General features: G+C 42.7%; 21 protein-coding genes. 1 reads left to right on the plus strand and 20 read right to left on the minus strand.

The window, feature by feature from the left end; genetic code table 11:
* The 4 genes from QFZ78_RS09090 to QFZ78_RS09105 all read right to left on the minus strand — a co-directional run bounded on the left by QFZ78_RS09090 (position 1) and on the right by QFZ78_RS09105 (position 2,191).
* Positions 1 to 420 carry a methylglyoxal synthase gene (locus QFZ78_RS09090; protein WP_307546871.1) on the minus strand — a complete coding sequence of 140 codons (420 nt, stop codon included), beginning with the start codon at positions 418 to 420 and terminating at the stop codon, positions 1 to 3.
* Positions 421 to 446: 26 nt separating this feature from the next.
* Positions 447 to 1,250: a 4-hydroxy-tetrahydrodipicolinate reductase gene (gene dapB, locus QFZ78_RS09095; protein ID WP_307546873.1), complete on the minus strand. Its 804-nt coding sequence runs from the start codon at positions 1,248 to 1,250 to the stop codon at positions 447 to 449.
* 34 nt (positions 1,251 to 1,284) lie between these two features.
* Entirely contained in the window at positions 1,285 to 1,788 is a 504-nt protein-coding gene (locus QFZ78_RS09100; RefSeq protein WP_307546875.1) for a tetratricopeptide repeat protein, read from the minus strand.
* 64 nt (positions 1,789 to 1,852) lie between these two features.
* Entirely contained in the window at positions 1,853 to 2,191 is a 339-nt protein-coding gene (locus QFZ78_RS09105; protein WP_307546877.1) for a nucleotide pyrophosphohydrolase, read from the minus strand.
* A gap of 111 nt (positions 2,192 to 2,302) precedes the next feature.
* Here QFZ78_RS09105 and QFZ78_RS09110 point away from each other — a divergent pair, with 111 nt between their 5' ends.
* Positions 2,303 to 3,175 carry a YitT family protein gene (locus QFZ78_RS09110; RefSeq protein ID WP_307546879.1) on the plus strand — a complete coding sequence of 291 codons (873 nt, stop codon included), beginning with the start codon at positions 2,303 to 2,305 and terminating at the stop codon, positions 3,173 to 3,175.
* 54 nt (positions 3,176 to 3,229) lie between these two features.
* Here the strand turns inward: QFZ78_RS09110 and QFZ78_RS09115 are convergent, their stop codons facing one another.
* The 16 genes from QFZ78_RS09115 to trpA form a co-directional block, all read right to left on the minus strand.
* Positions 3,230 to 4,108, minus strand: coding sequence for a sporulation protein YpjB (locus tag QFZ78_RS09115; protein ID WP_307546881.1), 879 nt, complete (start codon positions 4,106 to 4,108; stop codon positions 3,230 to 3,232).
* Positions 4,109 to 4,174: 66 nt separating this feature from the next.
* Positions 4,175 to 4,834 carry a DUF1405 domain-containing protein gene (locus tag QFZ78_RS09120; RefSeq protein WP_307546883.1) on the minus strand — a complete coding sequence of 220 codons (660 nt, stop codon included), beginning with the start codon at positions 4,832 to 4,834 and terminating at the stop codon, positions 4,175 to 4,177.
* 68 nt (positions 4,835 to 4,902) lie between these two features.
* The gene (locus tag QFZ78_RS09125) at positions 4,903 to 5,793 is read right to left on the minus strand and encodes a menaquinol-cytochrome c reductase cytochrome b/c subunit (RefSeq protein ID WP_307546884.1); all 891 of its coding nucleotides are present in this window, start codon (positions 5,791 to 5,793) and stop codon (positions 4,903 to 4,905) included.
* 20 nt (positions 5,794 to 5,813) lie between these two features.
* Complete coding sequence (qcrB, locus tag QFZ78_RS09130; protein ID WP_307546885.1) at positions 5,814 to 6,485, minus strand: menaquinol-cytochrome c reductase cytochrome b subunit; 672 nt, start codon at positions 6,483 to 6,485, stop codon at positions 5,814 to 5,816.
* A gap of 17 nt (positions 6,486 to 6,502) precedes the next feature.
* Positions 6,503 to 7,048, minus strand: a complete 546-nt coding sequence (locus QFZ78_RS09135) for a QcrA and Rieske domain-containing protein (protein WP_307546887.1) — start codon at positions 7,046 to 7,048, stop codon at positions 6,503 to 6,505.
* A gap of 283 nt (positions 7,049 to 7,331) precedes the next feature.
* Positions 7,332 to 7,763, minus strand: coding sequence for a DUF2487 family protein (locus QFZ78_RS09140; protein ID WP_307546889.1), 432 nt, complete (start codon positions 7,761 to 7,763; stop codon positions 7,332 to 7,334).
* A 70-nt stretch (positions 7,764 to 7,833) separates the two neighbouring features.
* The gene (locus QFZ78_RS09145) at positions 7,834 to 8,865 is read right to left on the minus strand and encodes an LCP family protein (protein ID WP_307546891.1); all 1,032 of its coding nucleotides are present in this window, start codon (positions 8,863 to 8,865) and stop codon (positions 7,834 to 7,836) included.
* Between the two features lie 155 nt (positions 8,866 to 9,020).
* Positions 9,021 to 9,209 carry an IDEAL domain-containing protein gene (locus tag QFZ78_RS09150; protein WP_047674234.1) on the minus strand — a complete coding sequence of 63 codons (189 nt, stop codon included), beginning with the start codon at positions 9,207 to 9,209 and terminating at the stop codon, positions 9,021 to 9,023.
* Between the two features lie 179 nt (positions 9,210 to 9,388).
* Complete coding sequence (locus tag QFZ78_RS09155; RefSeq protein WP_307555573.1) at positions 9,389 to 10,543, minus strand: hypothetical protein; 1,155 nt, start codon at positions 10,541 to 10,543, stop codon at positions 9,389 to 9,391.
* 141 nt (positions 10,544 to 10,684) lie between these two features.
* On the minus strand, positions 10,685 to 11,266 hold the full coding sequence (locus QFZ78_RS09160; RefSeq protein WP_307546893.1) for a histidine phosphatase family protein: 582 nt from the start codon (positions 11,264 to 11,266) through the stop codon (positions 10,685 to 10,687).
* A gap of 52 nt (positions 11,267 to 11,318) precedes the next feature.
* Positions 11,319 to 11,948, minus strand: a complete 630-nt coding sequence (locus QFZ78_RS09165; protein WP_307546894.1) for an anti-sigma factor family protein — start codon at positions 11,946 to 11,948, stop codon at positions 11,319 to 11,321.
* 6 nt (positions 11,949 to 11,954) lie between these two features.
* Positions 11,955 to 12,536 carry an RNA polymerase sigma factor gene (locus tag QFZ78_RS09170; protein ID WP_307546895.1) on the minus strand — a complete coding sequence of 194 codons (582 nt, stop codon included), beginning with the start codon at positions 12,534 to 12,536 and terminating at the stop codon, positions 11,955 to 11,957.
* A gap of 419 nt (positions 12,537 to 12,955) precedes the next feature.
* The gene (locus QFZ78_RS09175; protein WP_307546896.1) at positions 12,956 to 13,825 is read right to left on the minus strand and encodes a polysaccharide deacetylase family protein; all 870 of its coding nucleotides are present in this window, start codon (positions 13,823 to 13,825) and stop codon (positions 12,956 to 12,958) included.
* Positions 13,826 to 13,998: 173 nt separating this feature from the next.
* A complete protein-coding gene (locus QFZ78_RS09180; protein ID WP_307546897.1) occupies positions 13,999 to 15,087 on the minus strand; it encodes a prephenate dehydrogenase in 1,089 nt (362 codons plus the stop codon).
* 23 nt (positions 15,088 to 15,110) lie between these two features.
* The gene (gene hisC, locus QFZ78_RS09185; protein WP_307546898.1) at positions 15,111 to 16,211 is read right to left on the minus strand and encodes a histidinol-phosphate transaminase; all 1,101 of its coding nucleotides are present in this window, start codon (positions 16,209 to 16,211) and stop codon (positions 15,111 to 15,113) included.
* Between the two features lie 17 nt (positions 16,212 to 16,228).
* Positions 16,229 to 17,044: a tryptophan synthase subunit alpha gene (trpA, locus tag QFZ78_RS09190; protein WP_307546899.1), complete on the minus strand. Its 816-nt coding sequence runs from the start codon at positions 17,042 to 17,044 to the stop codon at positions 16,229 to 16,231.
* Positions 17,045 to 17,047 lie beyond the last annotated feature (3 nt).

Genomic DNA, 17,047 nt, shown 5'->3' on the forward strand with positions numbered 1-17,047 from the left:
TTATTCAATACCTGGCTTATATTTATGTACTAACTCTCTCCAACCGAAATCACCGCGATCAAGCGCTCTGACGAGTAGTTCGGCTGTTGCTACATTCGTAGCGCAAGGAATCCCCTGAACGTCACATAGACGCAGCAGAGCAATAATGTCGGGTTCATGTGGTTGAGCCATTAATGGATCTCGAAGGAAAATAATAAAATCCATCTCATTTTGTGCTACCAATGCGCCAATTTGCTGGTCTCCCCCAAGTGGACCTGACATAAATCGATGTACGTCTAATTTGGTGCCATCCATAATCCGCTGTGCTGTCGTCCCTGTTCCATATAACTTATGACCCTCGAATACATGTTCATACGCTATAACGAAGTTCACCATTTCATCTTTCTTACGATCATGGGCAATTAACGCTATCTTTAACATCTTGTCTTCCACTCCCCTAGGGCTCTTTAATCTATAAAATGCTCGAATCCATAAATCATTCCGCTATATGTCATCACTTTACGTACTGCAATGGCAACGCCCGGCATATAGGCTGCACGATCATAGGAATCATGTCTAATTTTGAGCGCTTGGCCTTGCTCCGCCATAACAACTTCCTGCTGAGCAAAGATTCCAGGCAGTCGAACACTATGTATTCTAAATCCATTGTAATACCCACCGCGCGAACCTTCAATTGTTTCTTCTTCATTCGGATTCCCTTGACGCAGCTCTCCTCTAACTTCGGAGATAAGTTCCGCGGTTTTCACTGCCGTTCCAGAAGGAGCGTCCAGCTTTTGATCCCCGTGATACTCAATGATTTCTAGATTAGGGAAGTATTTAGACGCTTGAGCAGCAAATTTCATCATAAGTATAGCCCCTATTGAGAAATTCGGAGCTATGATTCCGCCAATTCCACTTTCTTGGCACTGCTTGTCCAATTCAGCAATAGCTTGCGGCGTAAATCCCGTTGTTCCCATTACTGGGCGAATTCCTAGGCGTATAGCCAGGTTTGTATGTGAAACCGCTGTTTGCGGACCTGTAAAATCTACTAAAACGTCTGGCCTGGATTCTGTGAGAGCCTGCTCCAAATCATTGCTCATTGTAACCCCACATTCTTCAAATCCAACCATTCTTCCTAAATCAATTGGGCCAGAGGAGCGGTTAACCCCCGCCACCAATTCCATATCGGACTCTGTGAGTACGGTCTTCACGACCTCTCGCCCCATTCTTCCACTTGCACCAATAACGGCTACTCGAATTTTACGATCCATGTTTGAGACTATCTCCTTTTTGTATGTTTCAAGCCTATAATTTCATCTTTTGTTGGTAGAGCGCCGCATGCTGTTTCGCAATTTCATGGTGAGGCTCCAAACGAACCGCTTCCATAACGGTTTGATAGGCTCTCCCATAATCCTTTCGAAAAGCAAATGCTTCTCCTAGAATAAGATACGCTTCAATAGCCAGAGGATCAAGAGTAATCGCTTCTTTCAGTAAGAAAATCGCGCGTTCCGCATGCTCTGACTGGGCACTTAGCTGTTTTTGTGCTTTTTCAACTAATTCTCTTGCATGCAGCACTTGCAGATGATAACGATAAACTTCATTATCTTTAACCAAATCTAATGCCCTAGAAGCATGCTCAATGGCTTTATGCAATTTGTTACTTCTTGCGAAAGTAATCGATAGCTTGTAGTGATAGGCAGCATTGTTTGGTTCTTCAGCTATCGCTTTTTCAAACCATTCAATGGCTTTTTCAAAATCATGACCAAGTATGGATTCGTACGCTTTCTGTATTTGAATTTCTCCATTCATCTGCCCATCCTCCTCCACTCGAAATCGAGTCTCCCGTTATTGGGGATGGTATAGTTTATGAAGCTTATGTAGTTTCGGTGTTAATTTTGGTCCATCGCCCCGCATCCCGCGTGTTGAATTTGTGCATGATTTTATCGTGAGCTTCCGTCAAATCAATGCCCAAAGAGTTCGCGAAACAAATGGTTATGAAAAGAATATCACCGAGTTCAAGCTCAATTGAATTGTCTTCTTCCGTGCTTTTTTTGGGCTTTTCACCGTATGTATGATTCACCTCTCGGGCTAATTCACCAACTTCCTCTGACATTCTTGCCAGCATTGATAAAGGACTGAAATATCCTTCCTTAAACTGGGAAATATAAGTGTCAACCTCTTGTTGTATATCTTTAAGTGTACGTTCGGACATGTTCACCCTTCTTTCCATCATCTTCACCGAGTTATCATTACTATGTTAAACTATAGAAGAAAAGTTGACAAATTTTTTTGGCGATAACATCAAGTATTTGGAGGAACAGGAATGAGATTTAAGGAACGATTTGCTGATCGATTTACGAATGTTGTTGCAATTATGATCGGTACGGCTATTTATGCGTTTGGTTTGCACTATTTTGTTATTTCCAATGAGTTAATGGAGGGCGGGGTTACAGGTGTTTCATTGCTGCTTAAATACGTACTAAACGTGCCACCGTCCATATCTACCCTTGTAATTAATATCCCATTGTTTTATATCGGTTGGAAAAATTTCGGCAGAGGACAGATGCTATACACCATCTTCGGCGTCGTCTCGCTGTCTTTCTTTCTATGGATCATGGAGCTGCTCATCCGAATAGAATGGCTGGTCCCATTTCACACCACGCAGGATTACTTTCTAGCAACTCTATATGCAGGTATTACACTCGGGATTGGACTCGGACTTGTCTTCCGTTTCGGAGGCACTACGGGTGGCTCTGACATTTTGGCTCATATCGGCAATAAGAAGAGAGGTTGGAGTGTTGGACAAATCATCCTCATTATTGACGTCATCGTCATTGGCTCTTCGTTCATCTATTTACCAAAAGAAAAGGTCTTATATTCACTTGTTGCCGTCTTCGTAAGCTCTCGGCTCATCGATTATATTTCCGAGGGCGCTTACGCGGCCAAAGCATTTACCATTATTAGCGATCAAGCAAGTCAATTAGCACAAGCCATTACGACGGAACTAGACAGGGGAGTGACTTTATTCCCAGCTAGAGGCGCCTACTCCGGCAATAATAAAGAAGTTGTTTATTGCGTCGTCTATCGTCATGAAACCAGAAGGCTTCGTGAACTCATTCATTCAATGGATCCTAGGGCATTCATCATTATTGGTGATGTGCATGATGTTATTGGTGAAGGATTCAAACAAAAGTAACGCAAAAAAGTGGGTACAGCAGCTGTAGAAGCTTGCTTGACCCACTTTTATGTTTCACCTATTTTCGCTTTCTCTTGATTGCTTAACCGGCACGATATGTCGTCCTGATTGGTACATTCTCCATCCAACGAAAGATAGTACACTGACAATAATGAGACCAATACCTAACGACCAGATGATTGGCTGTCTAGGGTCTGTAATTGGCACGAAAGCGATCGCATCCTTGTTCTTCAGAAACAAATCATCCAAAACGTGATTTAGATGGTCAAGCCCTGATTCCAATTGTCGAGTAGACATAGGCTGACTATTCAAATTCGTACGGATAAAAGCAAGCAGCGAATCAAGCTTTTCGACGGAAGCGGCATCTCGGCTAATCAGCAAAGATGGATGAATAATGGCAATATGCTGCGAGAGCTTACCAAAATTCGCCAACGCCTCCTTCTGTTTATTCGCTTTAACATCCTCATTCAGGCTATTTGTATCATTTTGCAGCACTTTATAGTATTGCAGCCACATGGGCTGGTTCTTATGTGTTAGCGCATCCGTGGCTAAACGAATTTTGGCGACGGCGATCTGCCCTTCTTCTGGTGAATAGGCTGCGGCATTATAGACCCTTTTTGCTTGCGTAATCGTCTCCGTTAAAGCATTTAACCCCTCAACAGATGTAATCCCCTCGAAATGAATCTTAGGAATCTGATCAGACATTTGCATCAGTTTATTTCTTGCTTCTGTTACTTGACCATCCATGGTTTGTTTATACATATCATCGGCAATTTGGTTCAAAAAGGCTATCCGCTCTACTTGTTCAGGATCTATTGGCTTAGCGGCTTGTCCGTTTGTACTCGTGCTAACTCCACAAGCTGAGCTTATACTTATAACGGCTGCCAGCAGAAGTGTGGTCGTTAACCATTTCATACCGGAATAATTAAACATGGGACATCCCCTCCTTCACCATCATCATATGGAGGTTTGTCCCAATTTAGACCAGCTGCTATGCGGTTATGTACTTCTTTTCTTACGGATAAGCAGGCATATGACCGCAATCAATATACCAGTCATACTTAACCCTACTGTGAACCATTCTATCGTAAGTAGATTGTTATGAAGTTCTCGAGGTAAACGTGGAAAAATCCCTCTTTCATAATCCATGAAATCGTTCCAAAATGTCCAGATGGCGACAATGATAATAGCCGTTAGCCTGTACCTATACCATCGAACAAATAGCAGTGCTTCCACAGCCATTGCCAAATGGGAGCCTGTCAGCATCCAACCATCCCAGCCGACTGGAACACCCTGCCACGCACCTGTCCAAATCATGGCAACCGCCCAGATTCCATATTTAAATGAGGTAATCAATGCGAATGCTTCAACAAATCCGCGAATAGCACGATAAAGCTTATTCGGTTGCCGATCCAAAGAACGGTCCATAAGCAGGAAGCCGATTGATAGAGTGAAGAACAAGCTGGCTGTTGGGCTGTCCGGAACAAAATATACGTACCAAACCGGATAGTTAGCAATCGTATCGACCATTTGTGCCCAGTACCACTCATAGCCATAAACGGTTCCTAAAAGGTTTGAAATGAAAAACGCCCACAACATCTTTTTGCTGAGCAGAAAATCCTTGCTCCAAAAATAGGAAACGGACAAACCTTGCTGCAAGTAAGCTCCTCCTCTTGTGCGAACTTATCTAAAAAAACCTGACCGCTCTCGCGATCAGGTTTCCTTGTTTATTGAGCTTTTTGTTTGGATAACCATTCAGCAAGTTTATTAATATCAGCATCGCTTAAGCCTTTATCAATGTTACCTTGATATTGTTTACCCATGTTGCCTTTACCATTTTTGATAACGCCAAGAATCTCATCTTGGGACATCTTATCACCAATACCTAGCAAGGCTGGTACGCCAGAAGCCGGCATCCCTTTAAGTCCAGCACCGTGGCAAGATAAGCATGTTGCTTTCTTGTACAGTTCTGCACCAGGATCATCTGCTGCAACGATTGCTGCAGATTTCTTCGTTTCCTTCGCACCGCCGCCACCAGCAGCAGCACCTTTGTTCGCGTGCATTTCTTCCTCACGCTTAATGTGCTCAGGAATGATGTTTTTCTCTTTCAATTCTACTTGGTAATGAGACCAAGAAGTATACGTCAAATACGTACAAGCGATTAGAGACAAAATCATCAAGCTTGAAGCGATTGGTCTTCTGTAGAAGCGACGCTCTTTACCTGTGTCCAAGAACGGAGCAAGAAGCAGGCCCCCGAACAGTAAACCAGGTACAACAACGGCTCCCAGAACAACATAATCACCAGATGTATATGGATATTTTAATAATTGATACATGAATAAGAAGTACCAATCCGGCATCGGAATGAAAGCAGTGTTCTTAGGATCCGCAGGATAACCTAACGGAGCTGGTTCGGTCATGACCAGTACTAGCATACCGACCAATACGACAACACCAACCATCCATTCTTTCAACAAGAAGTTAGGTACGAATGCTTCCGATTTTCCCGGATAAGCAGAATAATCTTTAGGAATCAGTCGTTGCTCTTGTGTTTTCTTAACTACGCGGGAATCCCCTACGTAAACGATTTTTTCGTCAGACTTATGACCATGCGCCACGCTATTCGCCCCTCCCTAATTTATAGCGGTCCGGAAATACCTTGTTTGCGAATCATGAAGAAGTGTCCGGCAAGCAAAGCGAGCAGAACGCCAGGCAGGAAGAACACATGAATAGCAAAGAAACGAGTTAACGTTTGTGCGCCAACAATTTCTCCACCTTGTAGTAATGTTTCGATGTAAGGTCCTGCGAAAGGTACTTCCGCTGCAATCTTCATACCTACTTGCGTAGCAAAGTACGCTTTGTTATCCCATGGAAGCAGGTATCCTGTAAAACCAAGACCTAACATAACGAAGAAAATGAGCATGCCTACCACCCAGTTCATTTCACGTGGTGCTTTATAAGAACCTGTGAAGAACACGCGCAGGGTATGTAAGAACATCATTACGATAACTAAACTAGCTCCCCAGTGGTGCATACCTCTAACGATAACACCGAAAGCTACTTTATGTTGTAAGTAATCAACGCTGGCATACGCGTTTATGATATCAGGAGTGTAGTACATGGTTAAAAACATTCCTGACAAAATTTGGATAACTGTGATGAAAAACGTCAATCCGCCGAAGCAATAAACGAAAGCGGAAAAATGATGAGCAGGGTTAACGTGTTCTGGAACCTCGTGATCTGCTACATCCCTCCACATAGGCGTAATATCAAGACGTTCGTCAATCCAGTTGTATACGTTTTTAAACATCTGATCGTGACGCCTCCTTATACTCTTGTGTTAGCATGCAGTTGTCCCACGTAAACGAAACCATTCTCTACTTTGGTTGTGTACTCATCCAAAGGCTTAGGTGCTACGGCAAGATTCTTACCTTCAGGCGTATAGTGCGCACCATGACAAGGACAATAGTACTGATCTTTGTAAGCAGGGTTATCGTTCCAGTTCACCGTACAGCCAAGATGTTTACAAGTTGGATTCAGCGCCAGAATATTACCTTTGCTGTCTTTGGAAATCCAAGCAAGCAGTTCAACATCACTTTCATACCAGCCATCTACCTGATGAACTTGAAACGTAAACGATTGTGGAACATTTGAAATTTTACTTTCCTCGACAACTTTTACCCAATCTGATGCTTTCTTCTTTTGAAGGACAGGATCTACAGCAAACCGTATCATCGGTATCATCATACCGGCTGCCATGAATCCTCCAGCGCCACCAAGGGTATAAGAAAGAAATTGTCGACGAGACATTTCGCGTTTGGTCCCGGGCTTCTTCCCATGCTGCTCTTCTTTGTGATTGTTATGATCACTCATTCTCAGGTCTACCCTCCTACATTGGCCGATGTCCGAACCCTCTCGGACGTCAGTTACCTCTATCACGTGTCGTTCGACATTACACTACATAACTAGGACATTACTAATAATAGCCTACGTCTACTAGGTCGTCAAGAATCCATAACTCCTTTTGGTCACTTGAAATCTGGGCCATTAGATAAATTTTAACGAAATTGTCACAACTTTTTGGAAGCTATAGAAATTAATTTCTCCCCTTATCCTGCACAACTTTTTTTCCATTAATACGCTTATCCGTTTAAAGTTAATCGTTCTGCTGCCATAGTTCTTGTACTTGTTTGGAAATACTTGATTTAATTAGTTCCGATTGACTTGTCCACTGCTTCATATCGACAATAATCAGCAAATCTGTTTGCTCTGCTTTCCAAAGAGCTGCTTCTGTATGTATGGTAAGACCGATTACATAGCGGAACCCCATTCTTTTTAAATGAAGTGAGATGGCATTCAACTGTTCTTTCATATCCGTACCCGTTATGTAGTGAAGCGCTGGATAGGTTACTACTCTGCCCTTATAAGGAATTTCAATCGTTTCCAGTGCATCTCGAAGCTGTTCTAACGCGATTGTCACTTGTGCCGGATCTTCAAACCCAGTCAACCCCGTCAATGGAAGTAAACAGGTGTCCAAATAAGGTTTCAATTCTGGCCAATCCTGTGCTGATATATCATTAAACTTCAACGACTCGTCCTCCCCTATTGTTTGCCAAATGTAGGCTGGCTATGTAATGTCATGAATCTCATCTTGTACTTTAATCCGTCCTTATCTGACTGTCAATCTGCTCACCCGATTGTTGACCACGCAGCGCTCCAAGCGCTTCCTCCAGATCTTGCTGCTTCACAACCAGATAAGGGCTCTCCCATTCGCCTTTTAATTGGATGTAGCGAACGGTTGCAGGTTTCAAGTCACGGTAGGATTTCGTCAATGTACGAAGCTGATCGGCTGGAATATCCGTTTTAATGGATCCTCCAATGATATCAAGCACACCTCCCCAAGCGGTCAAACCATTCAATGTAGTTAATTGATCGAGTAACTGATTAAGCACTAGCTGTTCTCTTTGATTCCGCTCCATATCAGAGGATTCTGCAGTGCCTAAATTGGATTTACGGTAACGGATAAAATCTAACACTTGTTTGCCTTTTAACTGCTGTTTTCCTTTATTCAGATGAATATCCGTGCCGTCACTTTCATCCTGATAGCGCATATCCATATCAACTTCGACGGTCATTCCCCCTAATTGATCGATGAGCTTCCGAAAGCCTTCAAAATTAATAACGGCCATATAATCAATTGGGACTTGATAAACATCACTGAACAGTCTTTTGGTTTCATGAAGGGCCGTGTCTTTATTTTTATTGTAATAATAAGCATAGAAATAATTTGCTTTATGAGATCCGTTTAATCCTGACTTATCTGCTTCAATCTCCAGATCCCTTGGAATGGATACCACCGTACCTTGATGCGTTTTCGGATCAATTCGGAACAGCATCATGACATCCGTATTCAGCGATCCCTCATTACCTTCTCGTTCATCTATTGCCGTTAGAAGGAATGTTAGCGGCTTTTCTATGGGATTAGTTGCTTGCGTAACAGGTACAACGCTTTCTTCATTTAAATTTGATACTGTAGTGACTTCAGGCGCAGCAATATGATCCAGCGTCTGATTCAACTTGTTATATAGAAAAGATGCATACACTGACGCAGCTCCTACAATTAGACCTGTGATTAAAAGAACGGATGTCATTACTTTTCGAAAACGGGAGTTTTTTATCATTTTTTTCATTCGTTGTCTCCTTATGTTTGGATATAATGCTCTTTAAATGGACGCGTGGATCGCCGAATTAGTTCTTTTTTCACCCGAATTCAGCAAAAAAAGACACGTGAATAAGATTCACATGCCCTTCTGTTACGTGTTTATGGCCGCCACCAAATAAGGAATTAACCCAAAGATTGTAAGGTTTTAAGCTCAGATGTTAGAGCTAGGAACGTAGTTTGATCTCCTTTGGCTAAAGCGCGGTCAATCTCTTTATAGAGATTTTCTTCTTTATATTTGCGTATGGCATTATCCCAAACCATTTCCGCGAAAAGTGCCAGCAGCGCATCGTTAGATACATTCATTTTTCCCATGAGACCTACCTCCAAATGTTGTCCGCGGTTTGTCAGGAGCTTCTTTTTCGCAAAAACATGTAAGTCTGTTTCTTGGTGTATGCCAACCCCTTGTGTATGCCCCCTACTCCATCATATTCACTCGGTACATTAGCGCTTCCTTCAATCGCCCGATTCAATAGGAATGTGTCTTTACCTATCTACTTGACGTCTTCTTTGAACCGTTTGCTTTCTTTATCCAGAAAGAGGACGACTTTATCTTCTTCAGCTACAAATGTTCCTTGAATCACTTTCGTTCCGAGCTTGGTGACTTGAATTACAGTTCCATTCTCCTGATCTTCCCCGATCCGAATTAGGCCCAAATGCATCATCATTTGTAGAATACGTTGTTCCACGATCGATTCAGAACTATCATAATAGAAAGGTTTAACAAGTTTACAAAGCACTTCTCCTAGTGATGCCATGGTCACCCATTGCCCACCTAAACGATCAATCCATGCCACTATGCTTTGGACATTCGGAATCGGATTTTTATAAAGCCGCAGCCAGAACTTATACACTTCTGCTATATTTTCTTTCTTGCCTTCTACCAACCGCGCTTTTCCCTCTTCTGTTAATCGAAGTGTTTGTGAATGCTCACTAATGAGTTGCCTGTAATAGCAATAATCATAGATGAAAGAAAACCGGTTCGGGTACTCCTTAAACATACGGCCATAGCCGAATCGCCATGTCCCTTTGGGTACCATCTCTTCTTGAACTGATAATCGATTGAGAATTTGTTGAAGCTGTCTTTTGTACATAGAACCTTCCACTGTGAGTGGTATTTCCTGCTCTTGAGAGATGAACGTCAAGAAATGGTAGAGGTCATCGACGATAAGTAATTGCTCATCACGATATACATGGGGTTCATCTGTTGTTTTCAGGTTTTGTTTGAACTGACCGGTTAGAACATCACTAAATCTACGCTTCAGATCTTGCGGGACATGAAATAAAAACTTCGTTTGCTGGGAATAGCCGTTAAACAACCATCCAAGTTTCTTGAATTTAATGATCATATCCCGGGGATTCCATTCCTCTGAATCCTCCTTCTGAAATCGTGATTGTTGAACTCTAGCGACAAGTTCTTCAATACTGAAAGCATTGCGAGGATCGAAAAGCAGCGAATTCAAAAAACGAATATCCTCCAAGGTTAAGCCTTGTATATGCTTCTCGAAAATCTCTCTGCGCAGCGCCGTGCTCAAAATCGATTGAATCAATTCATTCTTCGAATGACCATTGCACTCACACTCGTAGGTATGAGCAATTCGGCCTAATTCATGGATATCGGCATAACTGAGCATATCCGCTAGGTTCATTTCCATCCTACATCCCCCATTTAGCGAAGCTTTCAGCTCCGAGGTTTCTAGTAACCATTATGGGATTTTTCACCGAAAATATTCCAATCGAAATAAAAAAACATGACTCTTTCAAAAAAGTCATGTTTTACTTTATAGTCATTATTCAGTTATAGATTGTAAGTGAGTTAAACAGTTATATAATTGAAGCTCCCAGCCTTCTTCTTGGCGAAGTAGAATGGTCAGAGATGTATTCTGTAGAAAATCTTCACTATCCATGCGAAGAACCCTAAGAATCTGCACGATAAAACCACCATGAGAAATTAATAATATTTTCCCATTCGGATATGCCTGAATCAAATCTTCTTCTAGCTCTGTCCATCGTTTCCATAGATCATCATCCGACTCTTGACCTAGTTCCTGAAGCTTCCAATCCGGCCCCCAGCGCTCTTCTCTTTCCGCAACGGTAGTTCCTTCTACCTGTCCATATTTACGCTCTCTTAGCCTCTTGTCCGTGCGTATAATGGGTATCGCAGATAGGTCCGAAACAATTTGTGCAGTTTCTCTTGCTCTCATCAGGTCACTGCTTATAATGCCATCCCAGGTTTCTTGTGCTAATCTTAGTCCAAGTAACCGTGCTTGCTCTCTGCCTTCCCCGGTTAATTCCGTATCCAGCTGCCCCTGCAGCTTTCCAAGACGATTCCACTCTGTACTCCCATGTCGTATGAATCCGATTGTTGTCATTTGCTTGCCCCTCCACCATCTCTATAAAATAAAAAATGCTCCTACAGGAGCATTATGCTTTTGTTCGTGATAACCAATTCATAATAATGATTGTAGCAATTAGACCTAGTATCGAAACGACCAGTAAGTAATGCGGATAAGAGTGAATAGGTCCAACGTGGAAGCGTAAAGGTTCCATGAAACTAGGATTCAGGCTCGCTACCGCGTCTCCCATCTTATGGCCATTCATCGATTCAGCTCCTGTGGTCTTCAAGGCTTGCGGCGCTTGGAGATCAAACAAGGAATTATCCGCAGTTGCTATTGAGGATTGCGGCGTACCATCGTACACAATTGCAAATAAGAAGCTGAATACGAATAAGGCTAAACAAAAAGCAATAACAGCAGTAAGATTCCGTCTAAGCGTGTAAGAGATTGCATACATACGTTCAGAAACTGGAATTCGCCATGACTCATCTTCATAAATTCGATTCATAACCTTGCCGGAAACCATTGGCTCGTAATCAGGCAGCTCACTCTCGATCGCCGCAGTACGAATGAGGACCGTACTTTCTTCCCATATTTGAAATTCTTCTGCACATTCGGCACAAGTCGTTATATGCTCATCCACCGCGGCACGACGCAGGTCATCATTCGGCAAATCCCAATATACTCCAAATAATTCCTGGATCTCACTACACTTCATGCTCTTTCATCCCTTCGATTCTTCGAATATCGGTTCAACGAAATAAGGATCCAGTTGTAATTTAACGGATGCCCTTGCTCTAAACAAGAGTGACTTTACCGAGCTTACCGTTTGGCCTAAGATGTTCGCGATTTCCTGATAATCCATCTGATCGTACTCTCTAAGTATCAAAGCCGACCGTTGTTTCTCTGGTAAACTATTAATAGCTTCGCGAACCATAGTCACTTTCTCATTACGCAGCATAGCTTGCTCTGGCATGGCATCAAAGGATGCATGTGGCGTCAGTCCACTTTGTTCCAGCGAGACTTGAACACTTTTATTTTTGCGCAGCTCACTCAGAACCGTATTACGGGCAATAGTGTACAACCAGGTTGAAAAGGATGCCTCGATTTCACGGAAAGAATGCAAACTGCGATACGCTTTGTAAAAAGTCTCGTTACACAGATCTTCAGCAATGGCTTCCATCTGCGTATTCTTTAACATATGAAATATAAATGCAAGGATTTTACGCTCGTAACGACGCATAAGTTCATTATAAAGTTGAACATTTCCATCCTTGATTTCTCTGATCAATTGGGAATCGGTCATTACGTGGCGGCCCTCCTAGCGATCCGGGGTACCACTCCAACTGCTCATACATGTTGTACTGCGGCAGGAGTGAAAAGTTGCGGTTATTTGTAAAAGAATTATGAATTTACGTTTAAATAAAATACGAGCCTATAAAACCTTCTTGATTCATCGCGAAATTCCTGCTAGATTCGACAAATTGTTGGATAAAGTTCAATTTGCTGCGTGTCTGATGCAAACAACAGACTGTCCTTCCCATTATATAATAAAATCAGAAAAATATGGTACATAAGCACAAAAAAAAAACCGCCGAATCGGCGGTTGCACTTATGGTGCGATTATCGGATAGGAGTGGAGAGAAACCATACTGTACTTTTATTATATGTATACGGTTTCATTCTGTCAATACATATTTTGAAAACGTTTACTAACTGATTATTTTAAGATTGAATAGGATGTATTTGATGCCTTTTTGCTTGTTTAATCAAATTATTGATGGAATGTGCTCGAATGAATGGACTGCCTGCATTGATCCGTGGGATTTGCATAGGATCCGTTTCCTTCGTAGTTATACCTGATTTAGTCGTAAAGGCAAACTTAACGCCGACTTCCTGCAGATACGTAATCGTTTGATCATCATAGCTTCCGAAAGGGTATGCATAGGAATCGACGGTCTTTGAGCCATTCAATTCAATCAGCTTAGAAAGACCCGTACGGCTATCGTTCAGAACTCTTACTTTGAATTCATCGTCTGTTTCCGTTACACCGTTTTGTGTTATTTTGTTGGTCAACAACGGCTTCCCATTGCTCATCGCATGCAGCCCATCTGAATGACATTGAAAATCGATACCAGCGTACTCTTTTCTCATTTTCCTAATCTCTTCTCTAGACAAGGAAGGTAAAAGTGTTCCTGCCGGGTTGTCCAGATCTTTGGTAATAACGAAGTTCACAGCTGGTATTCGCATTTTTTTGAGTATCGGAAAAGCATTGGTATAGAAGCTTTTGTAGCCATCATCAAACGTTACAAGTATCGCATTGTCATGTATTGCCGTTCCCTCTGACTTGAAGCTTTTAAACTCATCCATGCTAATGAAATGATAGCCTTTCCGCTGCATAGCTTCCAACTGCTTTTCGAACAGCTTTGTCGAAATCGTCACAGAGCCCTGTACTTGATCATCGATATGGTGATATACCAGTACGACAACTTCGTTTGAATAAATGACATCATTGGCACGCACAAGGGAAGGTAAAAAATTCATGAAAGCGATTAACAAAATAAGCATACTTATCCCTACCGATTGGATCTTCATCACGTTCGCCCCACAATATAATATGTAATATATATATGAACAGATGTCATTATATCACGAAGCTTTTTCCTTGAGAATCTATTAACAAAAATAAAATAAGCTGATCCCTTCCCTCTTTTCGAATTGTCCAAAAAAGGAAAGAAAACAGCTTATTTATCATGCGACGATGAGCGTTATACATGCACTGTGTATGGCCCACTGAGCAGCTCAGATGCCCGGTCGGCGTCTTCCTGATTTCGAAAAGAAAGACGCAGTATACCTGGAACATCTTCACGGCTTTCAATAATTTGAATGTTGCTTAAATTTATTCTAGCATTGCCGAGTAAGGTTGTAATTTGACCAATAATACCAGGATGATCGGGAATATCAACATAAATATCGAATAAGGACGTAATCATCCCTTTTCTGCGTTCAGGCAATTGACTGCGGAACTCGCCAGCAATACGGAATTGTTCCGCAATCCCTTCGCCGTCACTTTGCTCCAGCAACTTAATAAAGCGCGACATTTCTAGATTCCAATCCTTGAGCAGTTTAAGCAGCACGTCTTTGTTGTTAACAAGAATATCGCGCCAAATCATCGGTTCACTGGATGCGATACGTGTGATATCCCTGAAGCCGCCAGCGGCCAGATTTTGATACAACGGATTCGTTTCGTTATAACCTCTTACTTGGTTAACCAATGCAACCGCGATAATATGCGGTAAATGGCTGATCGCTCCTACGATGTCATCATGTTCACGGGCGCCTACTTGAACAATTTGAGCCTTCGTTTTCTTGAGCAGCTCCGTTAGACGATCAACCTCAGATTGTGGTGTACCCTCTGCAGGTGTCAGAACATAGAACGCATTTTCAAAAAGATGCGAGGAAGCTGCCTCCACCCCATGCCGTTCGGAGCCTGCCATTGGATGACCGCCGATAAAGTAGACGTTTTCCTTGACAAAGGATGCTGCACTCTCGGTGATTGAAGCTTTGGTACTGCCGACATCTGTGATAATACAACCGTCTTTGAGAGGGAGCTGTACTAGCTGCTGGACATATTCCTCTAACATACCAACTGGCACGCATAGAAAAATGTAGTCCGCTCCTTCAACAGCTTCAGCCATATTAGTTGTTGCCGTATCGACAACATTCCGTTTTAGCAGCTTTTCAACTGACTTCGGATTCGGTGAGTGACCAACGACTGTAAATCCAGGTTTTCCTTTATAGCATAAGGCGAGTGATCCACCGATCAGCCCTACACCGAATATCGCAATTTTCGTCATGAAATCAACCTTTATGATTTAAATTAGGCCTGAACAGCAACCTCAGCAAGCACTTGTGTTAGAGCGGTAATGAATTTCTCATTCTGTTCGCGTGAGCCAATTGTAACCCGAAGTGACGTTGGGAAGCCCAACATATGACCTCCACGAATAATAATTCCTTGGCGCAGCAAACCATTAAATACATCTGCTGCAGGTCGACCAACATTGACCATGATGAAGTTACCATGTGCCGGAAATGCCTGTAGACCCAGCTTGCCAAATTCTTCTGTTAAGTATTGTAAGCCAGCCGTGTTCGCTTCTCGGCAGCTTTGGATAAAATCTTGATCTTTAATTGCGGCAAGCGCAGCAGCTTGCGCAAATCTAGTTGTGTTAAAAGGTTCTCGCACTTGATTAATTGACCGAATAACATCGGGATGCCCGATCCCATAACCAATTCGAAGAGATGCCAACCCATAAATTTTTGAAAAAGTACGCAATGCTATGACATTGCGGTATTGACCAATTAGTTCTATACTATCCGGGAATTCCCCCGTCGTGTTGTATTCGCAGTAAGCTTCATCAAGAACAATTAAAACATGATCTGGAACTTTGGACAAAAACGCCTTAATCTCCGCATCGGTATTCATCGTTCCTGTCGGATTGTTCGGATTACAAATCCAAACGATTTTCGTACGTTCCGTAATCGCAGCAAGCATGCCATCCAAATCATGTGTTCCTTCTTTCAAAGGTACCTCAATGGACACAGCCCCTTCGATTTCACAGTTATGCTTGTACTGGGGGAACGTATGTGTAGCCATAACGGATTCGTCACCTGGAACAAGGAAAGCCCGCGCCAGCATCAGAATGACTTCATCGGATCCTGCGCCAAAAATAAGCTGATTCGTTGCAACACCAAGGGATTCAGCTACAGCTTCTGTCAATTGCACAGCGCCCCCATCAGGATACAAACTGATGTTGGATAATTCCGCTTCTATCGCAGCTTTTACTTTAGGGGAGGAGCCGAAAGGGTTCTCGTTAGATGCCAGCTTAATCACTTCTGTCAAACCTAGCTCACGTTTCACTTCTTCAATAGGTTTTCCTGGTTGATAGACAGGTAAATGTACAATCGTTTGTTTCGGTTTCATGATAGTCACCTCGTCAATTAGTTATCCGAACGTTTTAATTGTCCCACAAAGTTACGAATTTGCAAGAGTCCTTCCGGGTGAGCAGCATCGTTCTCTAGATGAGGCAGTACGTTCTCAATTGTTCGTACGATGGCACTTCCTACAACAACTCCATCACAAAGCTTTTCAAAGCGCTTAACCTGTTCGCGATTCGAAATACCGAAGCCGACGACAATCGGAACATTAGCAGCTTCCCGTACCGTTGCAAGGAAATCCTCAATGCCACCAAAGAATTCGGCACGCTCTCCTGTTACACCTAGTGATGATACACAGTAGACGAATCCACGAGCTCCTGCTGCAATTCGTTTAACGCGCTCATTGGATGTTGGCGCAACCAACGGAATAAGATGAATCCCATTAGCTTCAGCAATCGCTCTTGTCTCACTGTCTTCTTCCAACGGAAGATCGGGAATGATAATGCCGCTGATTTCATTCTCCTGCATCGCTTTGAAAATGCGATCCAGTCCAATTTGTAAAACTGGATTATAGTAAGTAAAAAGAATGAAAGGCAGCTTAGAACCTCTGCTTCTAGCCTGACGAGCGACATCCATCACATCAAAGATTGAAATTTTGCGCTGTAAAGCACGTTCAGAGGAACGTTGAATCACAGGACCGTCGGCTAAAGGGTCGGAATAGGGAACACCTAGCTCGATCAAGTCGGCACCTGCGCGTTCCATTTCCAGAATAAGCTCAAGGGATGCTTCAAGGGAAGGATCTCCGATGGTCAAGAAAGGAATCATCGCTGTTTCCCCGCGCTCTTTGAGCTCGGCAAATCGACTATCAATACGGTTCATCGT

The organism is Paenibacillus sp. V4I5 (assembly GCF_030817255.1).
GTDB lineage: Bacteria > Bacillota > Bacilli > Paenibacillales > NBRC-103111 > Paenibacillus_E.

Bases quoted from the DNA above. Each gene is read 5' to 3' on its own strand.
- QFZ78_RS09175 (WP_307546896.1), bottom strand. From the start codon at position 13,825: ATGAAGATCCAATCGGTAGGGATAAGTATGCTTATTTTGTTAATCGCT.
- qcrB (WP_307546885.1), bottom strand. From the start codon at position 6,485: ATGTTTAAAAACGTATACAACTGGATTGACGAACGTCTTGATATTACG.
- QFZ78_RS09150 (WP_047674234.1), bottom strand. From the start codon at position 9,209: ATGGGAAAAATGAATGTATCTAACGATGCGCTGCTGGCACTTTTCGCG.
- hisC (WP_307546898.1), bottom strand. From the start codon at position 16,211: ATGAAACCGAAACAAACGATTGTACATTTACCTGTCTATCAACCAGGA.
- QFZ78_RS09145 (WP_307546891.1), bottom strand. From the start codon at position 8,865: ATGAAAAAAATGATAAAAAACTCCCGTTTTCGAAAAGTAATGACATCC.
- QFZ78_RS09135 (WP_307546887.1), bottom strand. From the start codon at position 7,048: ATGAGTGATCATAACAATCACAAAGAAGAGCAGCATGGGAAGAAGCCC.
- QFZ78_RS09105 (WP_307546877.1), bottom strand. From the start codon at position 2,191: ATGTCCGAACGTACACTTAAAGATATACAACAAGAGGTTGACACTTAT.
- trpA (WP_307546899.1), bottom strand. From the start codon at position 17,044: ATGAACCGTATTGATAGTCGATTTGCCGAGCTCAAAGAGCGCGGGGAA.
- QFZ78_RS09165 (WP_307546894.1), bottom strand. From the start codon at position 11,948: ATGAAGTGTAGTGAGATCCAGGAATTATTTGGAGTATATTGGGATTTG.
- QFZ78_RS09100 (WP_307546875.1), bottom strand. From the start codon at position 1,788: ATGAATGGAGAAATTCAAATACAGAAAGCGTACGAATCCATACTTGGT.
- QFZ78_RS09115 (WP_307546881.1), bottom strand. From the start codon at position 4,108: ATGTTTAATTATTCCGGTATGAAATGGTTAACGACCACACTTCTGCTG.
- QFZ78_RS09110 (WP_307546879.1), top strand. From the start codon at position 2,303: ATGAGATTTAAGGAACGATTTGCTGATCGATTTACGAATGTTGTTGCA.
- QFZ78_RS09155 (WP_307555573.1), bottom strand. From the start codon at position 10,543: ATGAACCTAGCGGATATGCTCAGTTATGCCGATATCCATGAATTAGGC.
- QFZ78_RS09160 (WP_307546893.1), bottom strand. From the start codon at position 11,266: ATGACAACAATCGGATTCATACGACATGGGAGTACAGAGTGGAATCGT.
- QFZ78_RS09170 (WP_307546895.1), bottom strand. From the start codon at position 12,536: ATGACCGATTCCCAATTGATCAGAGAAATCAAGGATGGAAATGTTCAA.
- dapB (WP_307546873.1), bottom strand. From the start codon at position 1,250: ATGGATCGTAAAATTCGAGTAGCCGTTATTGGTGCAAGTGGAAGAATG.
- QFZ78_RS09180 (WP_307546897.1), bottom strand. From the start codon at position 15,087: ATGACGAAAATTGCGATATTCGGTGTAGGGCTGATCGGTGGATCACTC.
- QFZ78_RS09090 (WP_307546871.1), bottom strand. From the start codon at position 420: ATGTTAAAGATAGCGTTAATTGCCCATGATCGTAAGAAAGATGAAATG.